The sequence below is a fragment of the Halobacteriovorax sp. HFRX-2_2 genome (assembly GCF_043196705.1).
Classification (GTDB): Bacteria; Bdellovibrionota; Bacteriovoracia; order Bacteriovoracales; family Bacteriovoracaceae; genus Halobacteriovorax_A.
The window spans coordinates 482,250-505,483 of record NZ_JBEBMT010000001.1; the positions used below are offsets into that span (position 1 = coordinate 482,250).

General features: G+C 34.7%; 21 protein-coding genes. 16 read left to right on the forward strand and 5 right to left on the reverse strand.

The window, feature by feature from the left end:
* The first annotated feature begins 25 nt into the window (after positions 1–25).
* A complete protein-coding gene (locus tag ABMA79_RS02295; protein ID WP_392856728.1) occupies positions 26–631 on the forward strand; it encodes a hypothetical protein in 606 nt (201 codons plus the stop codon).
* Positions 632–639: 8 nt separating this feature from the next.
* Here ABMA79_RS02295 and ABMA79_RS02300 read toward each other — a convergent pair whose 3' ends face one another.
* Positions 640–1,467, reverse strand: a complete 828-nt coding sequence (locus tag ABMA79_RS02300; protein ID WP_393089915.1) for an Fpg/Nei family DNA glycosylase — start codon at positions 1,465–1,467, stop codon at positions 640–642.
* 210 nt (positions 1,468–1,677) lie between these two features.
* On the opposite strand from ABMA79_RS02300, the gene ABMA79_RS02305 reads away from it, so the two are divergent.
* Both ABMA79_RS02305 and ABMA79_RS02310 read left to right on the forward strand, forming a co-directional pair.
* The gene (locus ABMA79_RS02305; protein ID WP_393090824.1) at positions 1,678–2,007 is read left to right on the forward strand and encodes a YHYH domain-containing protein; all 330 of its coding nucleotides are present in this window, start codon (positions 1,678–1,680) and stop codon (positions 2,005–2,007) included.
* 120 nt (positions 2,008–2,127) lie between these two features.
* Positions 2,128–8,100, forward strand: coding sequence for an ATP-binding protein (locus ABMA79_RS02310; protein ID WP_393089918.1), 5,973 nt, complete (start codon positions 2,128–2,130; stop codon positions 8,098–8,100).
* A 356-nt stretch (positions 8,101–8,456) separates the two neighbouring features.
* Here ABMA79_RS02310 and ABMA79_RS02315 read toward each other — a convergent pair whose 3' ends face one another.
* Positions 8,457–9,422 (reverse strand): PIN domain-containing protein, encoded by a 966-nt coding sequence (locus ABMA79_RS02315; protein ID WP_393089921.1) that lies wholly within the window; start codon positions 9,420–9,422, stop codon positions 8,457–8,459.
* Positions 9,423–9,613: 191 nt separating this feature from the next.
* Positions 9,614–10,381 (reverse strand): metallophosphoesterase, encoded by a 768-nt coding sequence (locus tag ABMA79_RS02320; RefSeq protein WP_393089923.1) that lies wholly within the window; start codon positions 10,379–10,381, stop codon positions 9,614–9,616.
* Positions 10,382–10,442: 61 nt separating this feature from the next.
* Between ABMA79_RS02320 and ABMA79_RS02325 the strand changes: the two genes are divergently transcribed.
* The 7 genes from ABMA79_RS02325 (at position 10,443) to ABMA79_RS02355 (ending at position 15,831) form a co-directional block, all read left to right on the forward strand.
* A complete protein-coding gene (locus ABMA79_RS02325) occupies positions 10,443–11,066 on the forward strand; it encodes a hypothetical protein (RefSeq protein WP_393089925.1) in 624 nt (207 codons plus the stop codon).
* A gap of 15 nt (positions 11,067–11,081) precedes the next feature.
* The gene (locus ABMA79_RS02330; protein WP_393089928.1) at positions 11,082–11,504 is read left to right on the forward strand and encodes an HIT family protein; all 423 of its coding nucleotides are present in this window, start codon (positions 11,082–11,084) and stop codon (positions 11,502–11,504) included.
* Between the two features lie 69 nt (positions 11,505–11,573).
* Positions 11,574–11,741, forward strand: coding sequence for a hypothetical protein (locus ABMA79_RS02335; RefSeq protein ID WP_393089930.1), 168 nt, complete (start codon positions 11,574–11,576; stop codon positions 11,739–11,741).
* 42 nt (positions 11,742–11,783) lie between these two features.
* Entirely contained in the window at positions 11,784–12,032 is a 249-nt protein-coding gene (locus ABMA79_RS02340) for a hypothetical protein (RefSeq protein WP_393089933.1), read from the forward strand.
* 14 nt (positions 12,033–12,046) lie between these two features.
* Complete coding sequence (locus ABMA79_RS02345; protein WP_393089936.1) at positions 12,047–12,616, forward strand: hypothetical protein; 570 nt, start codon at positions 12,047–12,049, stop codon at positions 12,614–12,616.
* 253 nt (positions 12,617–12,869) lie between these two features.
* Positions 12,870–14,696, forward strand: coding sequence for an AAA family ATPase (locus tag ABMA79_RS02350; RefSeq protein ID WP_393089939.1), 1,827 nt, complete (start codon positions 12,870–12,872; stop codon positions 14,694–14,696).
* On the forward strand, positions 14,689–15,831 hold the full coding sequence (locus ABMA79_RS02355; protein ID WP_393089942.1) for a hypothetical protein: 1,143 nt from the start codon (positions 14,689–14,691) through the stop codon (positions 15,829–15,831). Before ABMA79_RS02350 ends, ABMA79_RS02355 begins: the two co-directional genes overlap by 8 nt.
* A 114-nt stretch (positions 15,832–15,945) precedes the next feature.
* On the opposite strand, the gene ABMA79_RS02360 is transcribed toward ABMA79_RS02355, so the two are convergent.
* Positions 15,946–16,911 (reverse strand): tRNA-dihydrouridine synthase family protein, encoded by a 966-nt coding sequence (locus ABMA79_RS02360; protein WP_393089945.1) that lies wholly within the window; start codon positions 16,909–16,911, stop codon positions 15,946–15,948.
* A gap of 148 nt (positions 16,912–17,059) precedes the next feature.
* Between ABMA79_RS02360 and ABMA79_RS02365 the strand changes: the two genes are divergently transcribed.
* Entirely contained in the window at positions 17,060–17,842 is a 783-nt protein-coding gene (locus ABMA79_RS02365) for a trypsin-like serine protease (RefSeq protein WP_393089948.1), read from the forward strand.
* Between the two features lie 208 nt (positions 17,843–18,050).
* Positions 18,051–18,572, forward strand: a complete 522-nt coding sequence (locus ABMA79_RS02370; RefSeq protein WP_393089951.1) for a hypothetical protein — start codon at positions 18,051–18,053, stop codon at positions 18,570–18,572.
* A 61-nt stretch (positions 18,573–18,633) separates the two neighbouring features.
* Here ABMA79_RS02370 and ABMA79_RS02375 read toward each other — a convergent pair whose 3' ends face one another.
* Positions 18,634–19,434: a DNA helicase gene (locus ABMA79_RS02375; protein ID WP_393089954.1), complete on the reverse strand. Its 801-nt coding sequence runs from the start codon at positions 19,432–19,434 to the stop codon at positions 18,634–18,636.
* A gap of 247 nt (positions 19,435–19,681) precedes the next feature.
* Here ABMA79_RS02375 and ABMA79_RS02380 point away from each other — a divergent pair, with 247 nt between their 5' ends.
* From ABMA79_RS02380 to ABMA79_RS02395, 4 genes are all read left to right on the forward strand, one after another.
* Entirely contained in the window at positions 19,682–19,822 is a 141-nt protein-coding gene (locus ABMA79_RS02380) for a hypothetical protein (protein ID WP_393056331.1), read from the forward strand.
* 8 nt (positions 19,823–19,830) lie between these two features.
* Complete coding sequence (locus ABMA79_RS02385; protein ID WP_393089957.1) at positions 19,831–20,130, forward strand: hypothetical protein; 300 nt, start codon at positions 19,831–19,833, stop codon at positions 20,128–20,130.
* A 149-nt stretch (positions 20,131–20,279) separates the two neighbouring features.
* Positions 20,280–21,719 carry a tetratricopeptide repeat protein gene (locus tag ABMA79_RS02390; RefSeq protein ID WP_393089960.1) on the forward strand — a complete coding sequence of 480 codons (1,440 nt, stop codon included), beginning with the start codon at positions 20,280–20,282 and terminating at the stop codon, positions 21,717–21,719.
* Between the two features lie 130 nt (positions 21,720–21,849).
* Positions 21,850–23,234 (forward strand): hypothetical protein (locus ABMA79_RS02395; RefSeq protein ID WP_393089963.1); only part of this gene is annotated, 1,385 nt, incomplete at its 3' end.

A 23,234-nucleotide genomic window follows, 5' to 3' on the forward strand; every position in this document is an offset into this window, starting at 1 on the left:
CAAGTAAAATTACTTGGAGGTAGAAATGAAAATTTTGGCCTACACCACAGATAAGAGAAAACTCTTTTATGCAGATGCTATTGAAGAAGCATTCGGACTTCCTATTGAGTATCTCGATGAAATACCTTCTCAAACTGGAGTAGGCGAACTTCTTATTGTTGAACTCGATACTATCCCAGACGAACTCATCGAAGAAATAAAATACACAACTCTTAAGTATGTCTATGTTGTCGATGACTTCACTCAGCGCAATCTTAACCGCTTCCTTCCATTGGGGGGCAATCTCTGTGTACTAAAAAGTATGGGAGAAGATGAATATATTGAGGCCCTCTTTGGCCGCTTTCACTTAATGGAAATCTATAAACTCTTTCACGTCGTAAGCCGCACAGATATGGAACTCTTTCGTCTCATTAATCGCGCGGGTAATGGAGAAAAGGGAAAGCTTTCAGACATTCTCTTTGGTTCAACGAGTGAGAACACCATGGATGTGAGCCTTAGTCGTCTTCGAAAAAAGCTTCGCGATCCTGAAATTGGAAATGACTTCTTTCGTGTGATCACAAAGAAGGGAAGACTCTATCTTGTGAATCAATTGAATCACTATAAGATTGCAGACTATCTTGTGGTTGAATAGAGGAGGAGTTATTTCTGGCAGTGAGGGCAGTAGTAAGTCCCACGCTGAGCAAGTGTGATCTTCTTAACTTCTGTTTCTTTGCAGAGCCCACAAATCTTTTGATAGAAGACAACGAGGTTTTTTACGCCTTCACCTTTTTCTCCAAACGCATCTTGATAGCCCCCTGAAAAAGTCGTGCCACCTGTGCTAATGGAATCATCAAGAACAATCTTTACGGCCAGATAAACTTTTTCAAGCTCAAGCTTTGTAAGTGTCTTCATACGACGAGTCGGGCGCACTCCCGCACGGGCGCATATTTCACTGGCCATATAATTTCCAACACCTGAAAAAAAGTTCTGCTCTAAAAGAAACGGTTTTAAAACTTTATTAGGCCTTTCTTTTTTAAGCATCAAAAGATACTCAAGTGTGAACTCTGCTTTAGAAACATCAGGTCCTAAGCGCGTAAGCCAAGTCGCTTCATTTGGGGGAGAGTAGAGGTGAAAGACTCCAAAGCGTCTCGGGTCGATGTAGCCCAAGTGCAGAGGGCCTTTGGCATTTGTTCCAATGAGTTTTATATGCGTGTGCTTTTCTGTAATTGGCTGCGTGGCAATTCGCCACGATCCCGACATTCCTAAACCTGAAATTGCACGCCATTCATTTCCGTCTTGATCAGTGAAGAAGAAGCGCAGAACTTTTCCTTGGCGCTCCACTCGCTCAAGAGTCATGCCTTGCGGGTTGAAGTCGCGGTCTTTGACAATCGAATCACTCACGTCCGAGTATGCGACGTCTTCGATCTCCATTGGGAGAACGTGTGAGATTTGTGATTTGATGGTTTCGACTTCGGGTAATTCTGGCACTTTGAAAATCCTTTTTTGTGTGAGGAGTAGCTTAACATTTTCGAAAATTTATTTGAACTTTTTTTGACTTTAAAATCTTGAGGTGCAGTTTAGATTGGAATTGTAAGGTGTTCATTTTGTTATTGGGGTGGTTTGAGATGGTGTGTATGTGGTTGGAATTGTTGGGGTTTTGGTGGTGGGTGTGGGTTAAGTTTTGGGTGGGGAATGGCGATGGGGTTCATTATATTTTATTTGGAGATAAATTTGTTTCGAAGTTTTATCGTATTCATCATTCTTATTTTTTCAATAAATGTTTTGGCCCATTCTGGAAGAACAAATTCTTCAGGATGCCACAATAATAGAAAGACTGGTGATTACCATTGTCACAATTCTGGAGCGTCACGTTCAACTCAGTATCAGAAGTCTCATCAAAATTATAATTTTAATAAAGTGAATAGTGCTTGTTGCAAAGTATGTCGTAAAGGCAAAGCGTGTGGGAACTCTTGTATATCGAGAACGTACCAATGTTATCAGCCGAAGGGATGTGCTTGTGATGGGTAGTGAAGTCGGTGTGTTTTTTATGTGTGGTCAACGAAAAAGCACCTAAAACTCAAACTGTTAAAAATTAAAATGAAGTATCCTGACAGGGACAAAGTTTGAATTGTTGTTTTGGAGTTATGTATGAGTGCATCTGCTGGCATAGGTGATCCATATTTTTACGAATGGACTGTAGGGCAAAGAAAAATTCTTGATATGCTTAATATTGATAATGGAATTGAATCAGTTACATTACAGAAGCACGGGTTTACCGGCATAGATGATGTTGTTTTGTCTATGGCAGATGGTTCTTTGGAATGTATTCAAGTTAAGAACACTCGGGCAGATGACACTATTACATTTAGTGATTTGGTTATCAGGCCAAGTGATGAAGAGGAATCTTTGTTGGAGCAAATGGCAAAGGCATGGTTAGAAGGGAAGAGAGCGTATACTAAAATTTCTGTAACAATAAATACCAATAGGAGAATTGGTACAAGGACTAGTAAAAGAAGAGATAGTACAAAAATACCTGCTCTAGATAAATTTTGGGAATTAATTAAATCACAACTCGATACAATATCAAGTATAGATGACCTTGAAGTGAATGATGAATTTAGAGATGCCTTAAACCTTTTTATAGCTTGTTTATCTGAGTTACAAGGTGATGATAAAGTTGAGTTTCTTAGAGGCTTGCATTTAGAAACCAACATGCCTAATCTTGTAGAATTAGAGCAAGAAATCTCTAGAAAAATAGAAGTTGTCTTTGGAGTCCCAAGCGAGGGAGTTTATTCAATATTTTCAAAGTTAGATCATGCTTTAAGAAAATGGGCTACGAGTAATAGAGAAAAAGAAGAAATTACATCGGAAGACGTATACAAGGCAGTGTGTGCTGGAGAGACTAGGACTATTGGTGATCATAATATATCACCCCCCGCACCATTTTTTGAAAGCAGAAAGTCTTTTTTAGATAATCTTTATAAAATTGTTTCAAAAGCTGATAAACCTGTAACTTTTCTTACAGGTGACCCTGGTTCAGGGAAGACGAGTCTTGTTAGCTCTTTAGCAAATCATATTAACCCTGTTGTGCATCTTAGATTTCATGCGTTTAAGCCAATAGACCCAAGTTCTACGATGATTTCAACAGACTCTTCGATTGTGTGTACTGCAGAGTCTCTTTGGAGTGATTTGTTAAGTCAATTGCGAGAACAGTTAAGAGGTCGCTTGGCCAAATTCAATGTTCCTGTCGTTAATGATTTTTTAACTGTTGATGAAATGAGAGGTCATGTCTTACGACTTTGTGAACTGTATTCAAATGAAATTGGTTCAAAAGTTGTTGTAGCAATTGACGGAATAGATCACGCCGCAAGAGCAGGGATTGAAGGTTCTAAGTTTCTTTCATCCTTAATCCCACCAGAGCATATACCTGAAAGTATACATATTTTAATTGCAGGACAACCACCTGAAAGCTATGAGGTTTATCCTGTTTGGTTAAAAAGGTCACATGATTTAGTCGAAACTTTAAATGTTCCTATTCTTGACTTAGAAGACGTTACTTTGCTGTTAGACTCTTTGAATGTAAATTACGAAGGAGTTGAAACCAGTTCCTTGGCAAGAGTCGTTATAAACCGTACAAAAGGGAATACTCTTCCAACAGTTTTCGCCTCTCAGGAGGCAACAAAGGTTTCTTCTTTAGTAGAATTCGAAGAAAGGCTAGAACAACTAAGCCTCTCAAGTGATTTAAATGCTTATTATGATAATATTTGGAGTAAGCTAGTAAGTGAATTAGGAGATAATAAAGACTCTAAGCAGGTCTACATTGCAAGCTCCCTTTGCTTGTTAAGTCAAAGAATTCAACCTAAGCATTTAGAGTTAGCTTACTCTAATTTGGAAATACCAGAAGCTTTCTGGAAGGAACATTTATTAAGTCTTTACCCCTTGGTTGTGAGTGATAGAGATGGGTATCATGTTTTACATAATGATGTTCGTATTTTTTTGAATTCTATATTGAGCAGTAAACCCCAGATATTTAAAGATGCTTCATCAAAACTTCTAGATTTACTAAAAAAGCAAAGTGATATGGGAATCTCTAGGCATGCTGACTTATCGAATCTGTTAATTGCTAGTGGTGAGCAAAATCGTGTGGTTGAGTTTGTAACTAACGATTTTGTATTGGAGGCATGGTCTTTACAACGTAGAACTGAAGAAACCTCAAATTATTTAAAACAGGCACTTGAGTCATCTGTTAAAATGAAAGACTGGAGTGATATACATGATATTACTTTGGCCATGAATACCTTTAAACAGATTCTCCGTGTTACAGATGGAACTGATTATTCTGATTACAGTTTTGAACACACTAGGGACTCAGACATTAGCTTGAAAGTTCTGTCTACTGAGAAGTATGTCCTTTCAAAAAGTCAGTGGACATTAGATACGATAGAGCGAGTTATTTCAGATTTAGAAGAGCTTTTTTGTTTAGAGGAGAAAGATAGAGCTAGATCTCTATTTATACGATGGTTTTCAGAGTTGAGCATTGTTGATCTCCTTACTGTATTTGATAAAGATGATATTTATGATTTTCAAGGAAGGTTAGAAAATGAATTTAAAGATGCTATTGCATCTTTGGGATATTATACGTCATTACTAGACCTTGAAGTAATAACTACAGAAAAAAGTGAAGAGAAGTTAGAGGAAGAATCATGGGTTGTTGCAGCTTTTAATTCGGGACTATTGAAAGGAGCATCTAGGTTAGAAGCAAAGAAGTGGCTACGACAAGTTTTAAATAGTCGATCATGGTTTTCTGACTACTTAGAAGAAGCTATAGACTATCTTTTTAGCGAAAAGAAGTGGTCTCACTTACTTCTTTTTTATAATCATTTTCCATTTGAGAACTTAAGAACTCGTGCACAAATTAAACTTATGTCATTTGTTATTATTGCAGGTAATGAATGTGATTCAAGCATATTTGATTTTATTAAAGATAAAACAGAAGAAATGTTAAGTGACATCAAAGGAGGAACAGATGATGCAGTTTATTTCTTATGGATGTCATTCTCAAAAGGATACATTGAGCACACGAGGCCTGTAGAAGGAATTTCGGAGCAGGTAAAGAATATCTATTCTTCTGGCTATCGTGATGATCGTACTGCTGATGCATTCTGTAGACTTAATTATGCTGCGGTACTTATAGGTCGTTTGTTTTATTTAAAACGTAAGTCCTCAGGTGTATTTAATCATTTCAAAAATGATTTCTTTAGTAGTTTTAAAGCCATCGTAGGTATCTATGAAATACAATCTTCCGTATTTCTAAATGGGTTAAATGAGTCGGTGAGGTTTGTATTTAAAGGTTTATGTTATTTTTATAAAGACTTTGGAGTGGAAATAGAGGGCTTTGTTTTTGAAATCATGAAAGAGCTTACGGCAAAAAAGCCAGTTAATGGATTTTTGGAGCCACTTTGGGAATATTGGGCTGACAAGAATGAAGTAGGTGTCCTTGAAAAATATTATCTTTACTATTTTTCAACTAAAGGAGAGGCGTGGAAAACAAGTATTAATGAAAGGGTGGGTTTAGTTCAAAGGTTTAAACCTTTGGCCCTAGCCTTGGGGTTAAGGCCTGTCGTTGAAGAAACGGACATACTTTTGTCTCGCAGAACTATTGGGTTCTCTGAACATAAAGATTATGTATTTGATAGTCTATTGTCATGGTTACAAGATGCTTCTCAAAGCGATATAGCCTTAGAGGATGACTTCTTACTTAAGGTATTAGCTATTAACCGAATGGCGAATGAACTTGGTGATAATAGAATGTCCACCTATGTTGACTCTGAAGTTTTAAAAATGAAGTTTTTAAAGTCTCCAAATCATTTTTGGAGCTACTTGAACTTAAGGTCAAGCGATAGTGAAGATAAGTGGTTTAACTTGGACGCAGCTGTTTTGTTCAGATCAATTATTGAAGGTTTAGAAGACTGTAGCTATACGAATGAAGATTTGAAGGCTTTATGGTGTTTTACAATAGGAGCTCTTTCATATTCAAGTGATGATGATCAGGCCACTATTGCTGATTTAAGAGATGGAATTAAATTTAAGTTAGGACCAGAAAATAGTGATTTACTTGAAGAGATGAAATCTCTTGGTAAAGCCGAGTTTAGTATTGAAGGCTGTTCTTACCATAAGGAATCAAGATGGTTTAGCAGAAAAGATAGAAAAGAGGTAAAGGAAATATTAAGTGAATTAGAGGGAGTCGCTGAGGATAAAATTAATTATTTACTTACTGATTTAGATGAGAGTAATAGGTCTGATTATTTTAGAGCTTTAAGAAAGATTTTAGATGATGAGAAAAAAGAAGACAGGAAAATTGATGATGAATTGGTATTGGAGATTTTTACAAAATGTCTTGAAAACTCATATGGATACAGCTGGCACTCTGAAGGCTTTGATTATTTAGTTGAGTCTATTTCTTGGCACATCAATTCATCTGTTGTTTTTGAGAAAATACTTGATCAAACAATGAGTAAGATTAACACTAAGTGCAAAGGAAATCTTCCACTTTGGATAGAAGCCGTATCGAATAATATTGATGATGTTTGTAGGCTTAGGGCATTGTCTATTGAGCCTGACTACATAAAAAAAGGTTTGTTGAATTGGGTAGAGGTTTTAACTACTTGGGTAAACCCAGATGAATCGTTTGACCTAGATGTGCCAACTTATAGTAATGATACGAGTTTTGAAGTAAATAGCTGGTTTGACTTCACAACTAATTATTTCATATTGCTCTTACACTCAAGGTTTACTGAACAAGTTTATTCATCCCTACGTGGCCTATGGGCCGTGTTAAAAGTTAAGCCTGATATGTTTAAGCATGTTGAAAGTAAGGGGGAGATGATTCGTATTGATGTGAGAATGAGAGTTTTATCTCTCTTGGAAAGATTTTGCATTGAATTGGCAGGAAGTAAAAGTGTTATCTTAAAGTTTCTTGAAGAATCACATCAATCAGATCTCTTATGTGAAAGCTTGCAAGCTTGGATAAATCTAAACTCATTGTCACGAGTTGAAGGTGGTGAAAAAGTTAAATGGACCTACAATAGAAGTTCAAAAAAACATGAAGCTCTAAATGTTAATAAAGCTATTATTACAAAAGCTGAGAAGTTTGGATCGAGGTCATTAGCTTCAGGATATTCTTCTGTTGAGCTTTTACTTACTCACCTTAAATTTCTGTTTCCGAATGTGAATGTTGATGCACTTGCATCTCGTGCTTTGTCTTTGAAGGGAAGTTTGAAGAAAGATTATGAAATACCACTTAACTTTAAAGTATCGACATATAATAGAGGAATGCAGGTTTCTACTGAATCAGATCTAATATCCTTATATGAAACATTGGGGGATGATTTAGTTGATATGTCACTTGATGAAACTATGGCTGAATATTTATCCTTAGCGTTACTTAAGTCAGATGACCCATTTTTGATACTTGAGAGTCCGCAGATTATAGACTGTGATGCCGCTGAATATCCTCCAAGTCCTGATGTTAAGGATCTTTTGGGGAAGGCAGAATGTAATCAAGCATTGAAGAACGAATTAATAGAGGCACTTAATAACGGAGTAAGTGACGATGAGATAATTGTTGCTGGCTTTATTTCGTCATATACAAGGGAATTTGATATAGAGCTATATTTTTCATGGGGAACGAAGTTTGATATTGAAAATCCACAGACCAAGAGGCAGCCGTCTTCATTCAATGGGCGATCTTTTTCTAGATATTTTGAAATAGAGCAACCATTTGGTGATTTTTCAGAAGAATGGGTTGCTTGGAAAGGAGGGGGGTTATCAGAGTATTCCATGATAAGAGTTGATCTTTGTGGTTGGTTTTTAAAATCATTGGAGCTCAAGGTAAGTGATGAAGACCCATTGAGGTATATAGATGAGGGGGGAGAATGCATTGTAAGATATGAGCGCTTCCATGGTCCATTGAAGTCAGAAGTATTTGATCCTTATTTTAGACAACCATTAATTGAAAGATGGGTGATTAATAAAGCTGTTTTTGATGAATTTCTTAAAGAAAATCCAAATTTTGAGGGTAAGATTAGTTTACAAATAACTCCTTATAAGTCTCCAAGGTGAATGATTGAGAAAATATTCTAGGTGCTTAATCGTTGACTACGCGTAAAGGTAATGCGCCTGAGTTGATAACTTTAGATATCTAATAGGAGATATTATGTTTAATTTTAGAAAAGCTTTACGATTCTTATTTCCTAGTGAGAAGGTATCACGTTTAAAATATATTTTGTTAAGATTCGTTCTTCCTTTAGGAACCTTGCTTTTTAGCTTAAGGACCTATGCTGATTACGTCATGTTTGGAAATGATATTGATGGGCCTATTTACTATCTTATTCATTACTTCGAGGTTTATCATAATAAAAAAGTTACGCTAGTAACTTGAATCTAGACAGTAACCAAAAATCATGTTGTTGCCTGTGTTAACTATGGAACAAATTTTTCCAGACTGTAGTTAGCTTTGGCACATTTTCCTCAAGGATGGCTTTGTCTATATTATCCATGCCTCTGATCGCAAAATAGATACCGGAAATAATTTTTACCAAGATTAAGATATTGTTCTTTGCTTGATTTCCGTCAGTTTGATGTAAAAAACCAGTTGTGATAATTATTCCTAATAGGAGTTCAAAAACACCATAGTATAAACGGTATTTACTTCTAACGTAAAATAAAAAGAATGGGAATAGTAATGCAAATATAAGGTTTAATAGCCAACCGACAATTCCCATCTTTAATGACTTTAAGTAAATAGTAGACAATTGATTTATTATCTCTGTTAACACAGGAAAGATAAAATCATTTAGAAATGGTAATGAAGTTAAAATTATACCAAACAAACCCAAGATAAGAGGAATGATCTTTATTGCAATTGATTTATTAACGTCGCGATTTGCTACTTCTGCAAGCTCCAATAGTTCTGCATTTTTAGAGACATCGCTAGGGTTTTTAACTGAATCTGAATCTGAGTTTTCTTTTTTTAATTTATTGAAGTTAATTGAATCAATATTTAGTACTTTAGATATGTTTAATAGAATTTTATCGTCAGTAACAAGAGTCATCTTATTCGATTTGTTCTCTTTTTTTTTGGCTAAGGATAGTAACTTTTTATCTAAGTGAGAAATCGTGTTTACTTTATTATTATCGATTAAATCAAGTTCGAGTAAAAGCTCATCGTCTATTTCTTTGTTTTTCAATAATACAAAAACTTCATCATCAATTAATTTCTCTACAAGTTCAAGTATGCTTTTATACTCTTTCTTACGCCTAGATATGAAGTTCAATTCAGTAATAATAAAGTCAGGTATATATACTTTGTAGTCACTTGATAAACTTATAATTGAATTAAGATGATTGATAATTACATTAGTGTCTAAAATGATTTTATTCATGTCTTTTCTTTTTTCTATATGAGTTATTAATTCAGAGGGGGGCTAGCTGTTTACAAAATTAAACGACCGGACATTAAGTAAATTATAACAGTTTTGCTTACTCTCTCAAAATCATATTAATAGTGGATTCAAATCTTTTTTTAAAATATTAATGAAATCATATGAATTGTCGGTTGAGTCTCTGAATTTAATCAATAATGAATCTCAATTAACGCCAACTCTGGACGACAATTAAACCTTATCGGTAAAATTGAATTGCCAATACCCCGACTGACAAAGAGTTCTTTGTTTTCCTTTTTATACCATCCCGAAACGTAGTTATCTGTTCCATATGGAGTCCATAAAGGGCCGTAGAATGGAGCTCTTACTTGTCCTCCATGTGAATGTCCTGCGAGAGAGAGGGGGATTGAGTTGGGAATTGTGTCGAAGAAATCAGGAGTATGAAAGAGAGCTATATTTAGTAGAGAACTATCTACACTCTTTAATAATTTAGTTGCAGGTTTTCCAATTAGGTCATCAAATCCAATCAAGTTTAAATCTTTGTCTATTTGTTTCATTGAATTCGTGAGGTCGATAATACCTGCTTTTTGGAATAATTTTTCTTTGTTTGGGAGTTCTTCCCATATATCCCAATTGCCTTGGACAAAATAGACTCCTTGAGGGGCTTTCATTTTTCTTAGGACTTCAAGGTAACCTTCATATGTTCCATCAGGCGTCGCTAAGTCTCCTGTGATAACTATTATGTCAGGTTTTTCTTTTTGTAGAGCTGAAATTACTTTCTTTTCGATTGTTCCTAGGCCCTTAGTATGGAGGTCTGAAACGTGTGCTATCTTAAGAGTTCTTTTGCCATCATTATATTTACGATTGTAATGGCCAATCTCTAGGTCATTTGGGCAATAGTAAAAACTATATAACCCTAAAGCGAATAGAATTAGAAGAAAGGCGATTTTTTGATTCATGACTTATTTTAACATCATTTAATATTGTTGAAATGTTTTTTATTTGTATGATAATACTCTTATGAACGAGATAGAAAGAGCAAAACAAATTAAAGTCCTTTTGAGTCTAGCAAGCGTTGATGACGACATTCATCCGTACGAAATTCGCTTTCTAACAAAGTTTATCAAGTCTCATTTTAGTGAAGAAGTAGCACGTGAATTAATAGGTGAGATAACAAATCCTAAGCGAAGCTATCTTTCTGTATTTAAAACAATTGATAATTTTTATCATCGAGGCGCTACATTAGAGTTAGCGCGATCACTTCTACACATGGATAAGAAGTTCACACCTGAGGAAAAGATAGCTTTTGATCTTCTAAGTCAGGCGCATCGTGAAATGTCGGGGGACTTAATTGAAACGCAGAAAAATGCAATAATCGAATACTTAAAAGCTGAGAATGAAAAGGATTATAATAAAGAAACAGCAAGTGTAATAAAGCTTCTCAGTCAACGTTTTCACTATCAGTATTCATTCTCTTTCGGCTTTTTGTTTTTCAGATTAGCATATTTAATTTCGAGGTTTTTTAGAAGACGTAGTCGCTTAGCATTTGTTATTGGCTTAATACTTGCGGTCTGGATGCTAGTTTTGATGGTGGAAAGAATGATTCTATCTGAATATATAAAAAAAGCATTTGCTGTTAATTAATCTTTTGGAGTTGTAATGAATAACTGTATATTTTGTAAAATCTTAAAAGGTGAAGCTGATGCCAGCTTTGTTTACAAGAGTGACAAGGTCACGACATTCATGGACCTCAATCCGATTAATAAAGGGCATGTACTTGTTATCCCTAACGAGCACCATGAGAGATTCTCTTACGTAAATAGTGATATGGTTGCTGAGATGTTTAAAGTAGCTCAAAATATACTCAAGGCCATAGAGAAGTCTGACATACCTTGCGAGGGAGCGAACCTTTTTCTTTCTGACGGAGAAATCGCCGGCCAAGAAGTTCCACACTCTCATCTTCACATCGCACCAAGGTACACAGGCGACGGTCATCGAATGGGCTTTTCAGGCACTGATCCTGATGAGTCATCAAGAGACAAGTTAAATGAAACAGCTAAGTTAATAGCTGATAAACTTTAAAACAGGTTTCTAGTAACTAGGGTCTAGACTGAATTGTGACAATTATAGGATTTGAGTTATAATCTATTTATGGAAATTAAATTCTTAGAAAGTGGAAACCCTGACATCTGCAACACAATCCTGCGCTCACTTCCAAAGTGGTTTGGAATTGAAGAGGCGATTGTTGATTATGTAAATAAGTCTAAAGAAATGGCCATGCTTGTCGCTTACGAAAGTGATGAGGCAATAGGCTTTTAAAGTATCAAAGAGCATGGTGAATTTAGTTGTGAAATTTATGTCATGGGAATTCTTTCAAGCAATCATCGCAAGGGGATAGGACAAATGCTTGTCGCAGAAACTGAAAAAGTTATGGCACAAAAGAAATTTGAGTTTCTACAAGTGAAGACTGTCGATAGCTCAAGTGAAGATGAGTACTATAAGAAGACGAGGCTCTTCTATGAGGCCCTAGACTTTAAGAAACTCGAAGTTTTTCCAACTCTATGGGATGAGCATAATCCGTGTTTACTACTTGTTAAGAGTTTGATTTAGAAGAGAGGGGTTATATGGCATCATTTATATATCACGGGGTACCAGTGGATTTTGAAGGTCAGTGGCTGCACCCTCTCTTTGATTTAAAAGAGAAAATGCCACATATTTTTGAATCGGAAATAAAAAAATATGATGATCATCCTAAACGTAAAAAGCTTCCCCTCAAGAATATTCCTAAGTTGAACTGTCGCAGAGGAGAGGTTCTGCATTGTTCATCCATACACCCTTCTTTAGTATTTCAAGCATTAAAGTCAGTATTTTCTGATATTAATAAGTCGGTAAAATTCTTTAAGATTCCAGTTTCAAGCTTAAAAGAGTTAGACTTGGTAATCTTTGATATGAATAGACCTGAGTATGAATTCGGACTAGAGACAGACCCCGATTCATGTTTTGAAATTATTAATCATGATACTTATGACGAAATTAAAATTGTACCTCCTGAAGCTTTGAGCTTCTATGAAGATTGGAAAAGCAGAGGCGAAAGAAGTGCACCTGCATGGGGTAAGATACCGCATGTCTTTGTTAAGGGTTCGATCGATACTTCAGGTCTCGAAATTATTGATTGGAGAGATCCTATTATATAGCCCCTTCGTTTGTCAGAGCTTTCTGTGAAATATTATTAATTCGTGTTTGTAGTCAAGTTAGATGAGATTCCGGGGGCTTTCCTTCTGATTTTATATAACTAGTAAAAAGTCAGCTATTAACTTTGTGTTTTTTTGATTGAGAACTTAAAATACTATAATATTAATAATATCTATCCATTAATAAAACTACTCAAGTCTGATTTGATCTAGAGGCTTTAAATCAAATTAACTTGTAATGAAACGAGGAGTTTAGTTGAAGTTAATATATATGTGGATCAATTCTTATCAGGTGTTAAAAGATCAAGAATTCAATTTTTCAAGCAATTATACAGTGAAAAAAGAGAAGATGTTTTTCTCTGTCAAAAAAAATGATACAATCAATGGGTTTTATAATACTCGCTATAATTCGAGACCTTTTGTTCAAGATGTCTCTGCTATTGTCGGTGGCAACGCTTCAGGGAAGACAACCGCATTAGATTTTTTATATAAAGTTATCTATGACAAAAAGTCCTTGTTGGATACTAAGTATGTCGTAGTTTATGAAAAGGATAAAAGGCTTTATTGTATTGATAGTCAATTGGATAGTTTATTTTCATTTGATACAATGATTACAAAGGAAAATGGAGATCTCCAAAATTTAAACTTTTCAGTTATACATCATTCTCCTGCTTTTTCCGATCACATCTCTTACTTTGCAGAAACAAGATCAACATATAAAAATACATACTATAATATATCAACTAATTTCCTCGTTCGTTCTGGAGGAGCTGTAATTACAGAATCTTTTCTTCATCCTCGAAAGGGTGATGTTGAAAGTTTTTTTAACGCTGAAGAAGATTTAGCTTTACAGTATGTTATTTGGCACGGAAATGCCGGACATATAAAAAGATTAAGAATGAACCTTCTGGTTTCATCAGATACAGTTAGAAATTTAATTAAATTTTTAAGTAGTTTTGAGAAACGTATATTGTCTGATGATAGTGGTTACGAAGATAAAACAACTATATCAAACTTTGAAGAAGTACTTAGTTATTTTGATAATCTATATGTTAAAGTTTTTAGCAGTTATGATTTTTGGGATATTTTAGATGAGATTGTAATACTGTGTGCAGTTTTTGAGGATGTGATGTCCTGTGCGACTGAAGAAGAGAGATTTAATTTGTTTGTAGATTATCTAAATGTACTACTATCTCGTTTTTATACTTCAAAAGAATATAGAAAAACAAGATATGAAGATGATTTAGATGAGCTATTATCTGCATTTGAGAACTCTGAATACAGAGCCCCTAGAATGATTAAAGACTATTATTATTTTCGATTTGTTCGTAAAGATTTTAAATCTTTGAATGTTCATAAAGATAAATTAATCTTTGAGAATTTCGACGAATATGAAGTAGAGTTTTTAAGAATATATAAACAGCTGTTTAGAGGAATAAATGCACTTCGTCTCTATGTTGATGGTATGAGTACTGGGGAGAAAAAGATGTTCGAACTCTTCTACAGACTTAATTATGTAAATACGTTAATAGAGCAAGATAGTGAGCATGAAAAAAATGTAATAATACTTTTAGATGAAATTGAAGCCTTTTATCACCCTCTTTATCAGCAATCATTTATTACTACTTTTCTTAAAGAAACTTCTAAGCTTTTAACTAATATTGATAATATTCAAATAATTTTAGCAACTCATTCCCCATTTGTACTAAGTGATATTTTTGGTGACACAGTGAATATTCTCGGCTTTGAGCCTGGGAACGGTAGTGGCCCTTGTTTGAAAAATAGCTTTGCAGCAAACATTGGCGATTTGTTAAAAAACGAATATTTCTTGAAAAATGGATTTGTAGGTGACTTTGCTAAGTTGAAAATTGAACACTATTTAAAGCTAGTTGAGTCTGAAGAAGGTATAGAGAAACATATTAATGAATTAGAAGTTTTTGTGTCAAAAATTTCAGATAATATTTTACGTAATTATTTTTGGGGGAAAATTAAAAACAAATTGTCTGTTCAGAGTTTGATACGTTCAAAAGAATTAGAGTTAATGAAAATTATGAAAGAGATTAAAGATTTAAAAAATGATTGAAATAAGAGATCGAGACTTATCAGCTAATAATCACTACTTTGCCGTTGAGAAGCGTTGTCGTTATTTTATTCAAATATATCTACATGTATTTGAACAAATATTATCTCCACAAAAGCGTGATTTAAATTTTGAAATTCACCATGGTGTACTGAAGTCAATTTATAAAGATTTTACAAGTACGAACTTTAATAAAATAGATACTTCCAAAATGATGACCTTTTATACAAGAGGAAAAAAACGAGATTATCCTGATTATAAGTATTATAGAAAAAACGCATCAAAATATGTAGCACTTCTTAAGGAAATTGATAATCAGCTTGAAAATATTTTAGTATCTAAGCCTAGAGAATTAGAAAACTTGAATAATGAATTTGGTAATAATCCTAAATATATATTTAAGGATTTATATAAAAAAAATGACAATAGATTTAAAAAAATAATAAATAAGATTTTTCCTTATAAATATCTAACCGAACAGAGCTATACAGCTAATGGATACTCTTGGAACGCGTATGAAATAGTGGTAAAGAAGGGACTTTTTGTTTGTCCTTATTGTAATATTAATTTTATCTATGTTGTTGGTTCAAGTGACAATAAAATTCAACGAGCGGAGTTGGACCATTTTTTACCTATTTCAGATTTTCCAATGTTTGCGATAAGCTACTATAATTTAGTTCCCTCGTGTAAGTATTGTAATTCCTCGAGTAAGTCTAACACAGCTTTCTCTGTCAATACTCATCTACATCCACATTTAGATAACATTAGTAAATGCTTTAACTTCTCACTTTATTTTACAAAGGAAGATCCTCTTTATCCAAAGAAGTTATTGGTCGGCTCTAAGAATCATGAGGATTGTTTAGATTGTATTAAAGTTAATCAACAAATCCAGGATTTAAAACTTCAAGAGAGATATGAACCATTTACGGATTATGCTGTTGAAGTTTTTGATAAGTACAAACTCTTTGATTTATCATATACTAAAAACTTGTTGAATGATGAAGGTCATGTGATTACTGAAGATCTATTATATAAGTATATTTTTAATACTTATAGAGATGAAGTTGACCATCATCGAAATCCTTTAAGTAAAATGACAAACGATATTTTCAATTGGTGTGTTAAACAAAATAAATAATACTCTGTAAGAGGATAATTTTAGTTTTAAATCATTGATTGGAGAGGTTCTATTCAACCTAGTTCGCGCTATTCTTTTTTTACGATTACAGTAACTTAGGTAATGACAAAAAAATTAATCCATGAAATTAGAATTAAGATCCTGCTCAAAGATCCATTCAACGACATCATTGTAGTGCTCGATGGATTTAGCCTTCTTCACTTTCTTGTAAACCTTGTGCTCGTTTTCAAAGATATCTTTGAAGTAAAGCCAATGGCCACGCATCTTTTGTAGGTAGTCTGATTTAGCATTATCCATCGAAAGGTATTCTTCAGTCATTAGCTTATGCATTTCAATGAATTTTGCCAGATAGGTTTGTTCGTTAAATTTAGAACCTTTGATTTGGGCCATGAGTGCTGGATTTGAAAGTCCCGCGCGTCCCACCATCCAGCGATTAATTTGTGGAAATCTTGCCTTATAGGCCTTGAAGTCTTCGACTGTATTTATGTCTCCGTTATAACAAGGAGGTGTATTTAAAAGAGGCAAACACTCTTCAAAGGCATCAAGATCTACGCCGCCAACATAAATTTGTTTTCCGTAGCGAGCATGGATTGTGAAATCATTAATTTCTAATTTATTAATCATGGGAATGATCTCTTTAATTTCTGAGACATCCTCACGCCCAAGGCGAATCTTAACCGTAAATTCGATGGGACATTTTTCTTTTATTCCCGTTAAAAGCTTTTCTACTTTGTCTGGATGAAGGAGTAGACCTGAGCCTTTCTTTCTATTGGCCACCATTGGGTAAGGGCATCCCATATTTAAATTCACTTTTTTAACACCAAAGTCTTTATAGATATTGGCCACATAGAGGAATTGATCAATTTCCTTTGTGAGGATTTGAGCAGTGGTAGGTAGAAGGTTTTTTTCGGGCAGAACATCATGAAGCTGACGTTGATTGAGTTCGTTTGATTCTTTCGTCACAATATAGGGAGCGATGGCACTGTCAGCGCCAGAAAAGGTCTGCTCCAAGGCATTGCGATAAACATAGTTGGTCACGCCGCGAATGGGGGCGAGGACCAGGTGATCAGTAAAACTCATAGCTCATTTAATACACCAAAATGGTTCCTTTGGCATAGGAGAAACAAGGGGCCGTGTAACATATAAATCTTTCACGATTATATTTGTTTGACGTGTGAATATTATTAGTGTGTTAAATCTATCTCATCGCAAATAATTGGAAAATATTATGAAAAAGCTATTGTTAGGACTAGTTCTTTTATCCCTAAACACATATGCCTCTCTTGGTGGAGAAGAGGTTTATGATTATCAATTCATGCGAGTTGGTACAGTAAATGGCTGTAAGGCCGTTTTATTAGAAGACGATGTTGCAATTACGGCGGCCCATTGTGTAGTCGGTGGAGCAAATGAATTCTTATTTCATATGAAGCTCTATGATGGGAGAAATCTATCTGCTGACTGGATTCCAGTTAAGAATATTGTCATTCATCCAAAGTACAATAGTAAAACGAAGAAGACATATGATCTTGCCCTTGTTTTCTTAAAACGTGTACCTTCTGAATCTATTGATTATTTCAAAAAAGCTCCCTTAGAGCTGAATAAGAAATTTTTAATTTCGAATGAATCAAATGCACCCTTGATGCTTCTTTCTCAACTTTCAAATGGCCAAGGCGGCGTGGCCCCATGGTATTTGTCTGAAGTAAAATTAAAGAAGAATTTCAAAAATCGCCCGGCGAATTCTTATCTTCCAGCTGAGAATAACAAGGTTTGTCCTGGGGACAGTGGTGCTCCGATATTTTCAGTTACTGCTTCTGGCGAATATCAATTGCATGCTCTCGTTAGTGGTGGAACAGAAAACTTAAAGTACTTCATTGAGAGAAACTATCGTAATCTAAGAGGATACTTTGTTCTCGCACCTCAGTGTGATGATGTTTTAAAGACATTCTATGCCGTTCCGCTTGCAAGGCATCTGGATTGGATCAACGCCACTATAAAGAGCTCCCTTAAATAAGCTTCCATGTGTTTTATCTTTGCATAACACTTTTAATCCACTTGTTAAATCTAAGTGTCTGAAATTAATAGCTTTTGTCTAAATATTTTACAGATAAATAGTTCATGTTTTTCAGCTTAGTCCTATATGCATTTAAATATCATGATACTTTTTATTTAGAAAAATGAATTTATGAACTGAAAAACAAACTATCTATAGGGAGTATCTTATGAAAAATTACTTCTTTATTTTAGTATCGCTACTCACGCTTTGCTCAACGAGAGTGATTGCCTCTGATTTTGAATATGTAAGTTCAAATAATGAGTCTATTTTAGACTATGATGAAACTAAAGTTTTATGTGAAGTTGTTATGAATATGAATAGTGGTGCTACAACTTTAGGTTTCATAAAGAAGTACTCAAATAAAATTCCAAGTAAAAGCTCTTACTATTTTCTTCGTGAATACGGAACTAGTATCAATTGTTATGGTAGGTCCTTTATTTATTTTGTTCTATATAAGGGACATGATGACGATATTAAAGCACTACTCGATGCAGGTTATGACGTTAATTGGATCATTGAAGACACGCGTGGCAGAAAAATGACGATGCTAGATTATTTGAATATTTTGTATAAAGAAGAGACAAACGAAATATATAAAGACTTAATTAGAACAAAGATTAAAAGGGTTAGGCGTGCAAGAGGTAAGACATGCACACAACTCAAGTATGATATTTGTGAATTCCAGTAATTATATTCCATGTGCTTTATCTTTGCATAACGCAAATTTAAAGCACACAGCTTCTTCTCAACTACAAATCAAAAAAACGAACTTCAGATCCATCCCATCCAACTTGAAAACTATGATCTTTCTTTCCAGAGAAAGTTACGTCAACAATTTTTGAATCACGCTTGAGCCGATAAAGAAGAATAATCTTATTTATTAAGCTTAGATCGAGTGGGTTAGGAAGACGTATATCGTCCACTGTTGGACGTTTGTCGATTCGGTTTTCAACATCACGAACGATTTGCGATATGAAGATTATGATTGCACCAGTTTCTTTTGTATAAGTTTTAAGTTTCTCGGCCTGAGTTTGTAGAGGTGGATTGGTTCGCTTTTCATCGAGGAGTTGTAGATAGTCCACTATGATAAGTGAGCCAGGAGCGATCTTTTCTTTTGTTTTTTTGATGATGTAGTCGGCGCTGATGTCATCGGAGTAGTTGAGTTCAAAGCGATCATTATTTTCGCCAATGCTTTGGTCATAAGTTCCAATACGAGCAGCATATTCTTTGTGAGTGTGGGCCAGTGTAAAGCAGAAGCTTTTAGTGTGATTGGCATTGATGGCCTGAACGAAGAGGCCAAGGGCAAAACTTGTTTTTCCCATGCCCGGTCTTGCTCCAATGAGAATAAGGTCGCCATTGTTTAAGTAGTCTAAGACGTCGCTATACTTTTGTGGCAAGAGTTCTTGGGACTTGGACATCAGTAGTGACCAAGAAGAGAAGCCTTCTTTGCGTGCAATTTGGTCTAGCGCTTCGGACATGGTAATGCCTTGCTCTTTCTTCAACTTTTTGGCATGACTTTTTAAAACGAAAATAGGTGATGATAATTTCATCTGAAACCTCCAACTTGGCCGTAAAAACAATCCCTTCTTATGTCCTAGCCTTATTAAAGGTTAGATGTAGAAAATCGATTCATTCTGCACTCTAGTGCTTTCCCTTTGAAGGGGGGAGGCGTGAAAAATCACCTAGGTAATATGTTAGTGCTCAATGAGAGATTGGGCAAGAGTGCTTAGGATCGAATTTGGATTATGCTTTGATTTCAGAAACTTAGACTGTTTGAATCTATGATAAAATACCATTATGAAAGACGGTGAATTCAGATTCGGACCAGAATCAAAAGAAGAATTTAAAAAAGATATGTTTGAATTAATTTTCAATATTTGGGAGCTGTGGCTACTTGTTATAGTTCTAATTATTGTCTTTATCCGCTTTCTCATCTAGAGGAGTCTATGGAATATAAGTATACACAAACTTTTATTGGAAAAATACATGCCGCTCTAGTTGCTCCGACAATTCCGCTGCTTATCGTTTTATATTATCTAGAATACATTAAAGACAGAGAACCTAATCTTTGGGGACTCATAATTTCATTCATAGGCTTAGGACTTTTTCTAAAGGCCAAACTTTCAATAATAAAGCACAAAAAGCTTATCTCATTTGGCTGTGATCTTATGGACCAAAAGAACTCTATTTTTTACTTCGTTGGATGGCTTCTAATGATTGCTGGGTACTTTTTATCTTGGAGTTAATTTTACGCGGTTAAGGGGGAAGTTAATCCTTCTATAGTTTCAATTACTAAGCCACTTATTCTTAAGGTAAGCAGTACATAAAAAATGTTTTCAAGAACTTGTTCGATAATTCCGATATTTCCAGTACTTAGATATTATTAGGAGAATGAATGCGAGTGTTAAGACTGTGTACTATATGCTTATTTCTAATTACTTCACTTATTAGTTGTAGCTCAAATCAGAGTTCAATAAATGAAAATCTAGATTCCAAAGAAATTGTAAATGAGCTATCAAAATTAAGAGAGGAATATAGCGGTGATAATTCAGATCTCAATGATGCGAATACATTTGCAAATATTTTATTAAAGCGAAAAGAGTATGTGTATGAAGCTTTAGTCGTAAAGGCATGGGTTACCTTAAGAAAAGGTTATATCAATGAAGGGGTTGGATATAAGAGAGAAAATATAATTTCTAGTTATCAAATAATGGGCCAGGCTATTGAATTACAAAAAGTTAGATGGAAAGGATGGGCCGATCTCACTAACTTATACATAAAAGCAAAAGACTTTAAACGTGCTGAGTTAGCATTACGAAAATTTCGAGGATTCAATATTGATTCAAACAATCAAGAATTTCACTATCAAGATGCTCTTCTTACGATGGATTATAATAATGGTTTGAAAAATTATAAGGAAACTCAAATTACTTATAAGCAGTGCTCTAAATTCGCTATGAATAAGTATCAAAAACGAAATTGTCTTCATTTATTAGCATTGAGCTACCCGAACAACTTCCAACAAGTTCTTAAGATAAGAAAATTTATCATAAAATTAGATACTAATAGTGCCTGGGATTTTGGAAATCTTGGTCTCGCTTACTTAAATATAAAGAATTACGATAAAGCTATAGAGCTTTATGAGAAGGCTATTTCTATTCGTAAATATGGAATTGCTCAAGATCAGCTTGCTTTCTTGTATATAGTTAAAGCAAGAAACCTTTTTGATGATGGTAAGAAAGATAAGGCACATGAGTTTATTTTAAAGTATAGAAAAATGAATTTCTATACTGATTATAATGTCGAACTTGTTACAAAGGTTATTGAAAAGTACCTCGGAAATAATAAGCTTATACTCGATATCTTAATAGAGGTTGAGCAATCTAACGCAAATAGCGGAAGAGTTAAAACATTAATTGCTGAATACTATTTTAAAAACAAGAGTTACAAGAAAGCGCGTGAGTATTTTATAGAAGCTCTGTCGCCTGATCGAATAAATAGTCAATCTCCTAAATTTATCTCATATGTCGGAGTGCAAATTGCACTGATAAGTATGTGGCGACTCGAAAATAAGGAATACGATGTAGCTATTAAGTGGTTACTTCAATCTTCAAAAAAAATGAAAGAAAACAATGACTATACTAGTACATTTTATTTTTATCTAGGAAGCGCATATCATGAAAAGTCTTGGATTGAAAAAGACATTAAACTCTCTAAATTGGCCTTGAAGAATTATAAAAAGGCATTGGAGTTTGATGATATTAAACATGATAAGATCCATGCAAATATGCGCCTTGTAAAAGCTAATATAAGGAACTTCTCTAAGAATATGTAACTTTTTCTTTAGACAAGGCAATTAGAACACCTGTAGTTGACAGGAATTCTCGGTTATCTTCTGTATTTTCAACATTTATCGACACTATTACGTACTCATGTTTTGCTACGAGAATGTCGATAAAATTTATATGAAGATATTCTTAATATTGTCTATTTTTTCTTTTTCTCTAAATACTTATGCAGACTGCGGGAAAGTATCAAAATTCTTATTGAGTGGAATTTCAAGTATTCTGACGAGTGGTTATCGATTCTCTTCTGGGGATGGGAGATGTGGCGAGAATGGGAGACTGTCGTTAGCTGATTTAATGGAGCCGGATATTTTCTTACGCTCTGATTATCATGAAATAGTTCGAAAGACTTTCTTAGAGATTGAAAATGATGATTCATGGAATATGGAAGCAATGACTATTAGGAAAATAAAGAAGTATGCTCCTGGTGAATATGAGCAGATGAAAATGTATCTCGTTAATAATATAGGCTCGCTAGCAAGTCTTAATGACTATGAAAAGGAAGTCGTAAAAGAAAATCCTGCAGGTGCATTGTGGGTAATGTTCAATGGGAAAAAGGCCCAAAACCTAGAGGGGCTTTATAATGCATCACTGATCAGAGATAGTAGCGAGATAAAGCGCGAGAATGCTGGTTACTTAGGTAAGGGCGATGCTTTTAGGCATATTGCATGGAATGCTCTAAGTGCAAGATTTGGCTTTGAAGATATTGCAGCCAAGTTTATCGATGCTCACGAAGAAAAGGATGAGAAACATAAGATTAAACCTAGTCAGCAAAAAATTGTTTTTGAAGGCGATAAGTCTCTGTCTCCGAGTAAGGTGACAGATTTCAATATACAAGAACATCTCATGCAGATTGAGATGAAAAATTCGAATAAATATGCGGACTTCAATGTTAAGCAAGATACAAGTATGGATGAGCATAATAACGAGCTAGGAAGAGAGCTTGGACAAGAGCTATATTGTACCTTTGATGATAATGAGGTCGCTAAAAGAGTTTCACAGGCCATTGAAGATGGTGATGCGAGAATCGTCGATAACTGTTTAGGCCGAAAACATAAGCTTATAAAGTCCAATAGAAACTTTGAGCAGTGTAAGAGTAGTATCCTACCAGAGAAGAATCAATGTTATGAACTAGAAGAGAAGATATCACTAAGTACGCCAATTGCTGATCTTGAGAAATTAGTTTCAGAAGGAAGTTCTGCTTATGACGTCAGCTGTGCATACAATAGAGCGATGTTAAATAATATCTTAGAAAAGTATAAAGAAGACCCAAAAGTTGTGAGCATTCTTGAAAAGAGGGCGACGCAAGAAAAGAAGAATTTAGAAACAAAAGAAAAAATGGAAGCGGAAGCTAAGAAGAATGGCACAAAGGCTTTCTTCGGTGGAGTGCCACCTAAGACAATTGTAACAGAAGAAGAGAAGAAATTCCTTTGTACAAAACTTACAGATGAATACAAGAATATGAAATTGAATGATTTTAGCTGTGACCTGATTCTAAGCAATGC

Coding starts and splice junctions, on each gene's coding strand:
- ABMA79_RS02295 (WP_392856728.1), top strand. CDS start 26: ATGAAAATTTTGGCCTACACCACAGATAAGAGAAAACTCTTTTATGCA.
- ABMA79_RS02305 (WP_393090824.1), top strand. CDS start 1,678: ATGGGGTTCATTATATTTTATTTGGAGATAAATTTGTTTCGAAGTTTT.
- ABMA79_RS02310 (WP_393089918.1), top strand. CDS start 2,128: ATGAGTGCATCTGCTGGCATAGGTGATCCATATTTTTACGAATGGACT.
- ABMA79_RS02315 (WP_393089921.1), bottom strand. CDS start 9,422: ATGAATAAAATCATTTTAGACACTAATGTAATTATCAATCATCTTAAT.
- ABMA79_RS02320 (WP_393089923.1), bottom strand. CDS start 10,381: ATGAATCAAAAAATCGCCTTTCTTCTAATTCTATTCGCTTTAGGGTTA.
- ABMA79_RS02325 (WP_393089925.1), top strand. CDS start 10,443: ATGAACGAGATAGAAAGAGCAAAACAAATTAAAGTCCTTTTGAGTCTA.
- ABMA79_RS02330 (WP_393089928.1), top strand. CDS start 11,082: ATGAATAACTGTATATTTTGTAAAATCTTAAAAGGTGAAGCTGATGCC.
- ABMA79_RS02335 (WP_393089930.1), top strand. CDS start 11,574: ATGGAAATTAAATTCTTAGAAAGTGGAAACCCTGACATCTGCAACACA.
- ABMA79_RS02340 (WP_393089933.1), top strand. CDS start 11,784: ATGGGAATTCTTTCAAGCAATCATCGCAAGGGGATAGGACAAATGCTT.
- ABMA79_RS02345 (WP_393089936.1), top strand. CDS start 12,047: ATGGCATCATTTATATATCACGGGGTACCAGTGGATTTTGAAGGTCAG.
- ABMA79_RS02355 (WP_393089942.1), top strand. CDS start 14,689: ATGATTGAAATAAGAGATCGAGACTTATCAGCTAATAATCACTACTTT.
- ABMA79_RS02360 (WP_393089945.1), bottom strand. CDS start 16,911: ATGAGTTTTACTGATCACCTGGTCCTCGCCCCCATTCGCGGCGTGACC.
- ABMA79_RS02365 (WP_393089948.1), top strand. CDS start 17,060: ATGAAAAAGCTATTGTTAGGACTAGTTCTTTTATCCCTAAACACATAT.
- ABMA79_RS02370 (WP_393089951.1), top strand. CDS start 18,051: ATGAAAAATTACTTCTTTATTTTAGTATCGCTACTCACGCTTTGCTCA.
- ABMA79_RS02375 (WP_393089954.1), bottom strand. CDS start 19,434: ATGAAATTATCATCACCTATTTTCGTTTTAAAAAGTCATGCCAAAAAG.
- ABMA79_RS02380 (WP_393056331.1), top strand. CDS start 19,682: ATGAAAGACGGTGAATTCAGATTCGGACCAGAATCAAAAGAAGAATTT.
- ABMA79_RS02385 (WP_393089957.1), top strand. CDS start 19,831: ATGGAATATAAGTATACACAAACTTTTATTGGAAAAATACATGCCGCT.
- ABMA79_RS02390 (WP_393089960.1), top strand. CDS start 20,280: ATGCGAGTGTTAAGACTGTGTACTATATGCTTATTTCTAATTACTTCA.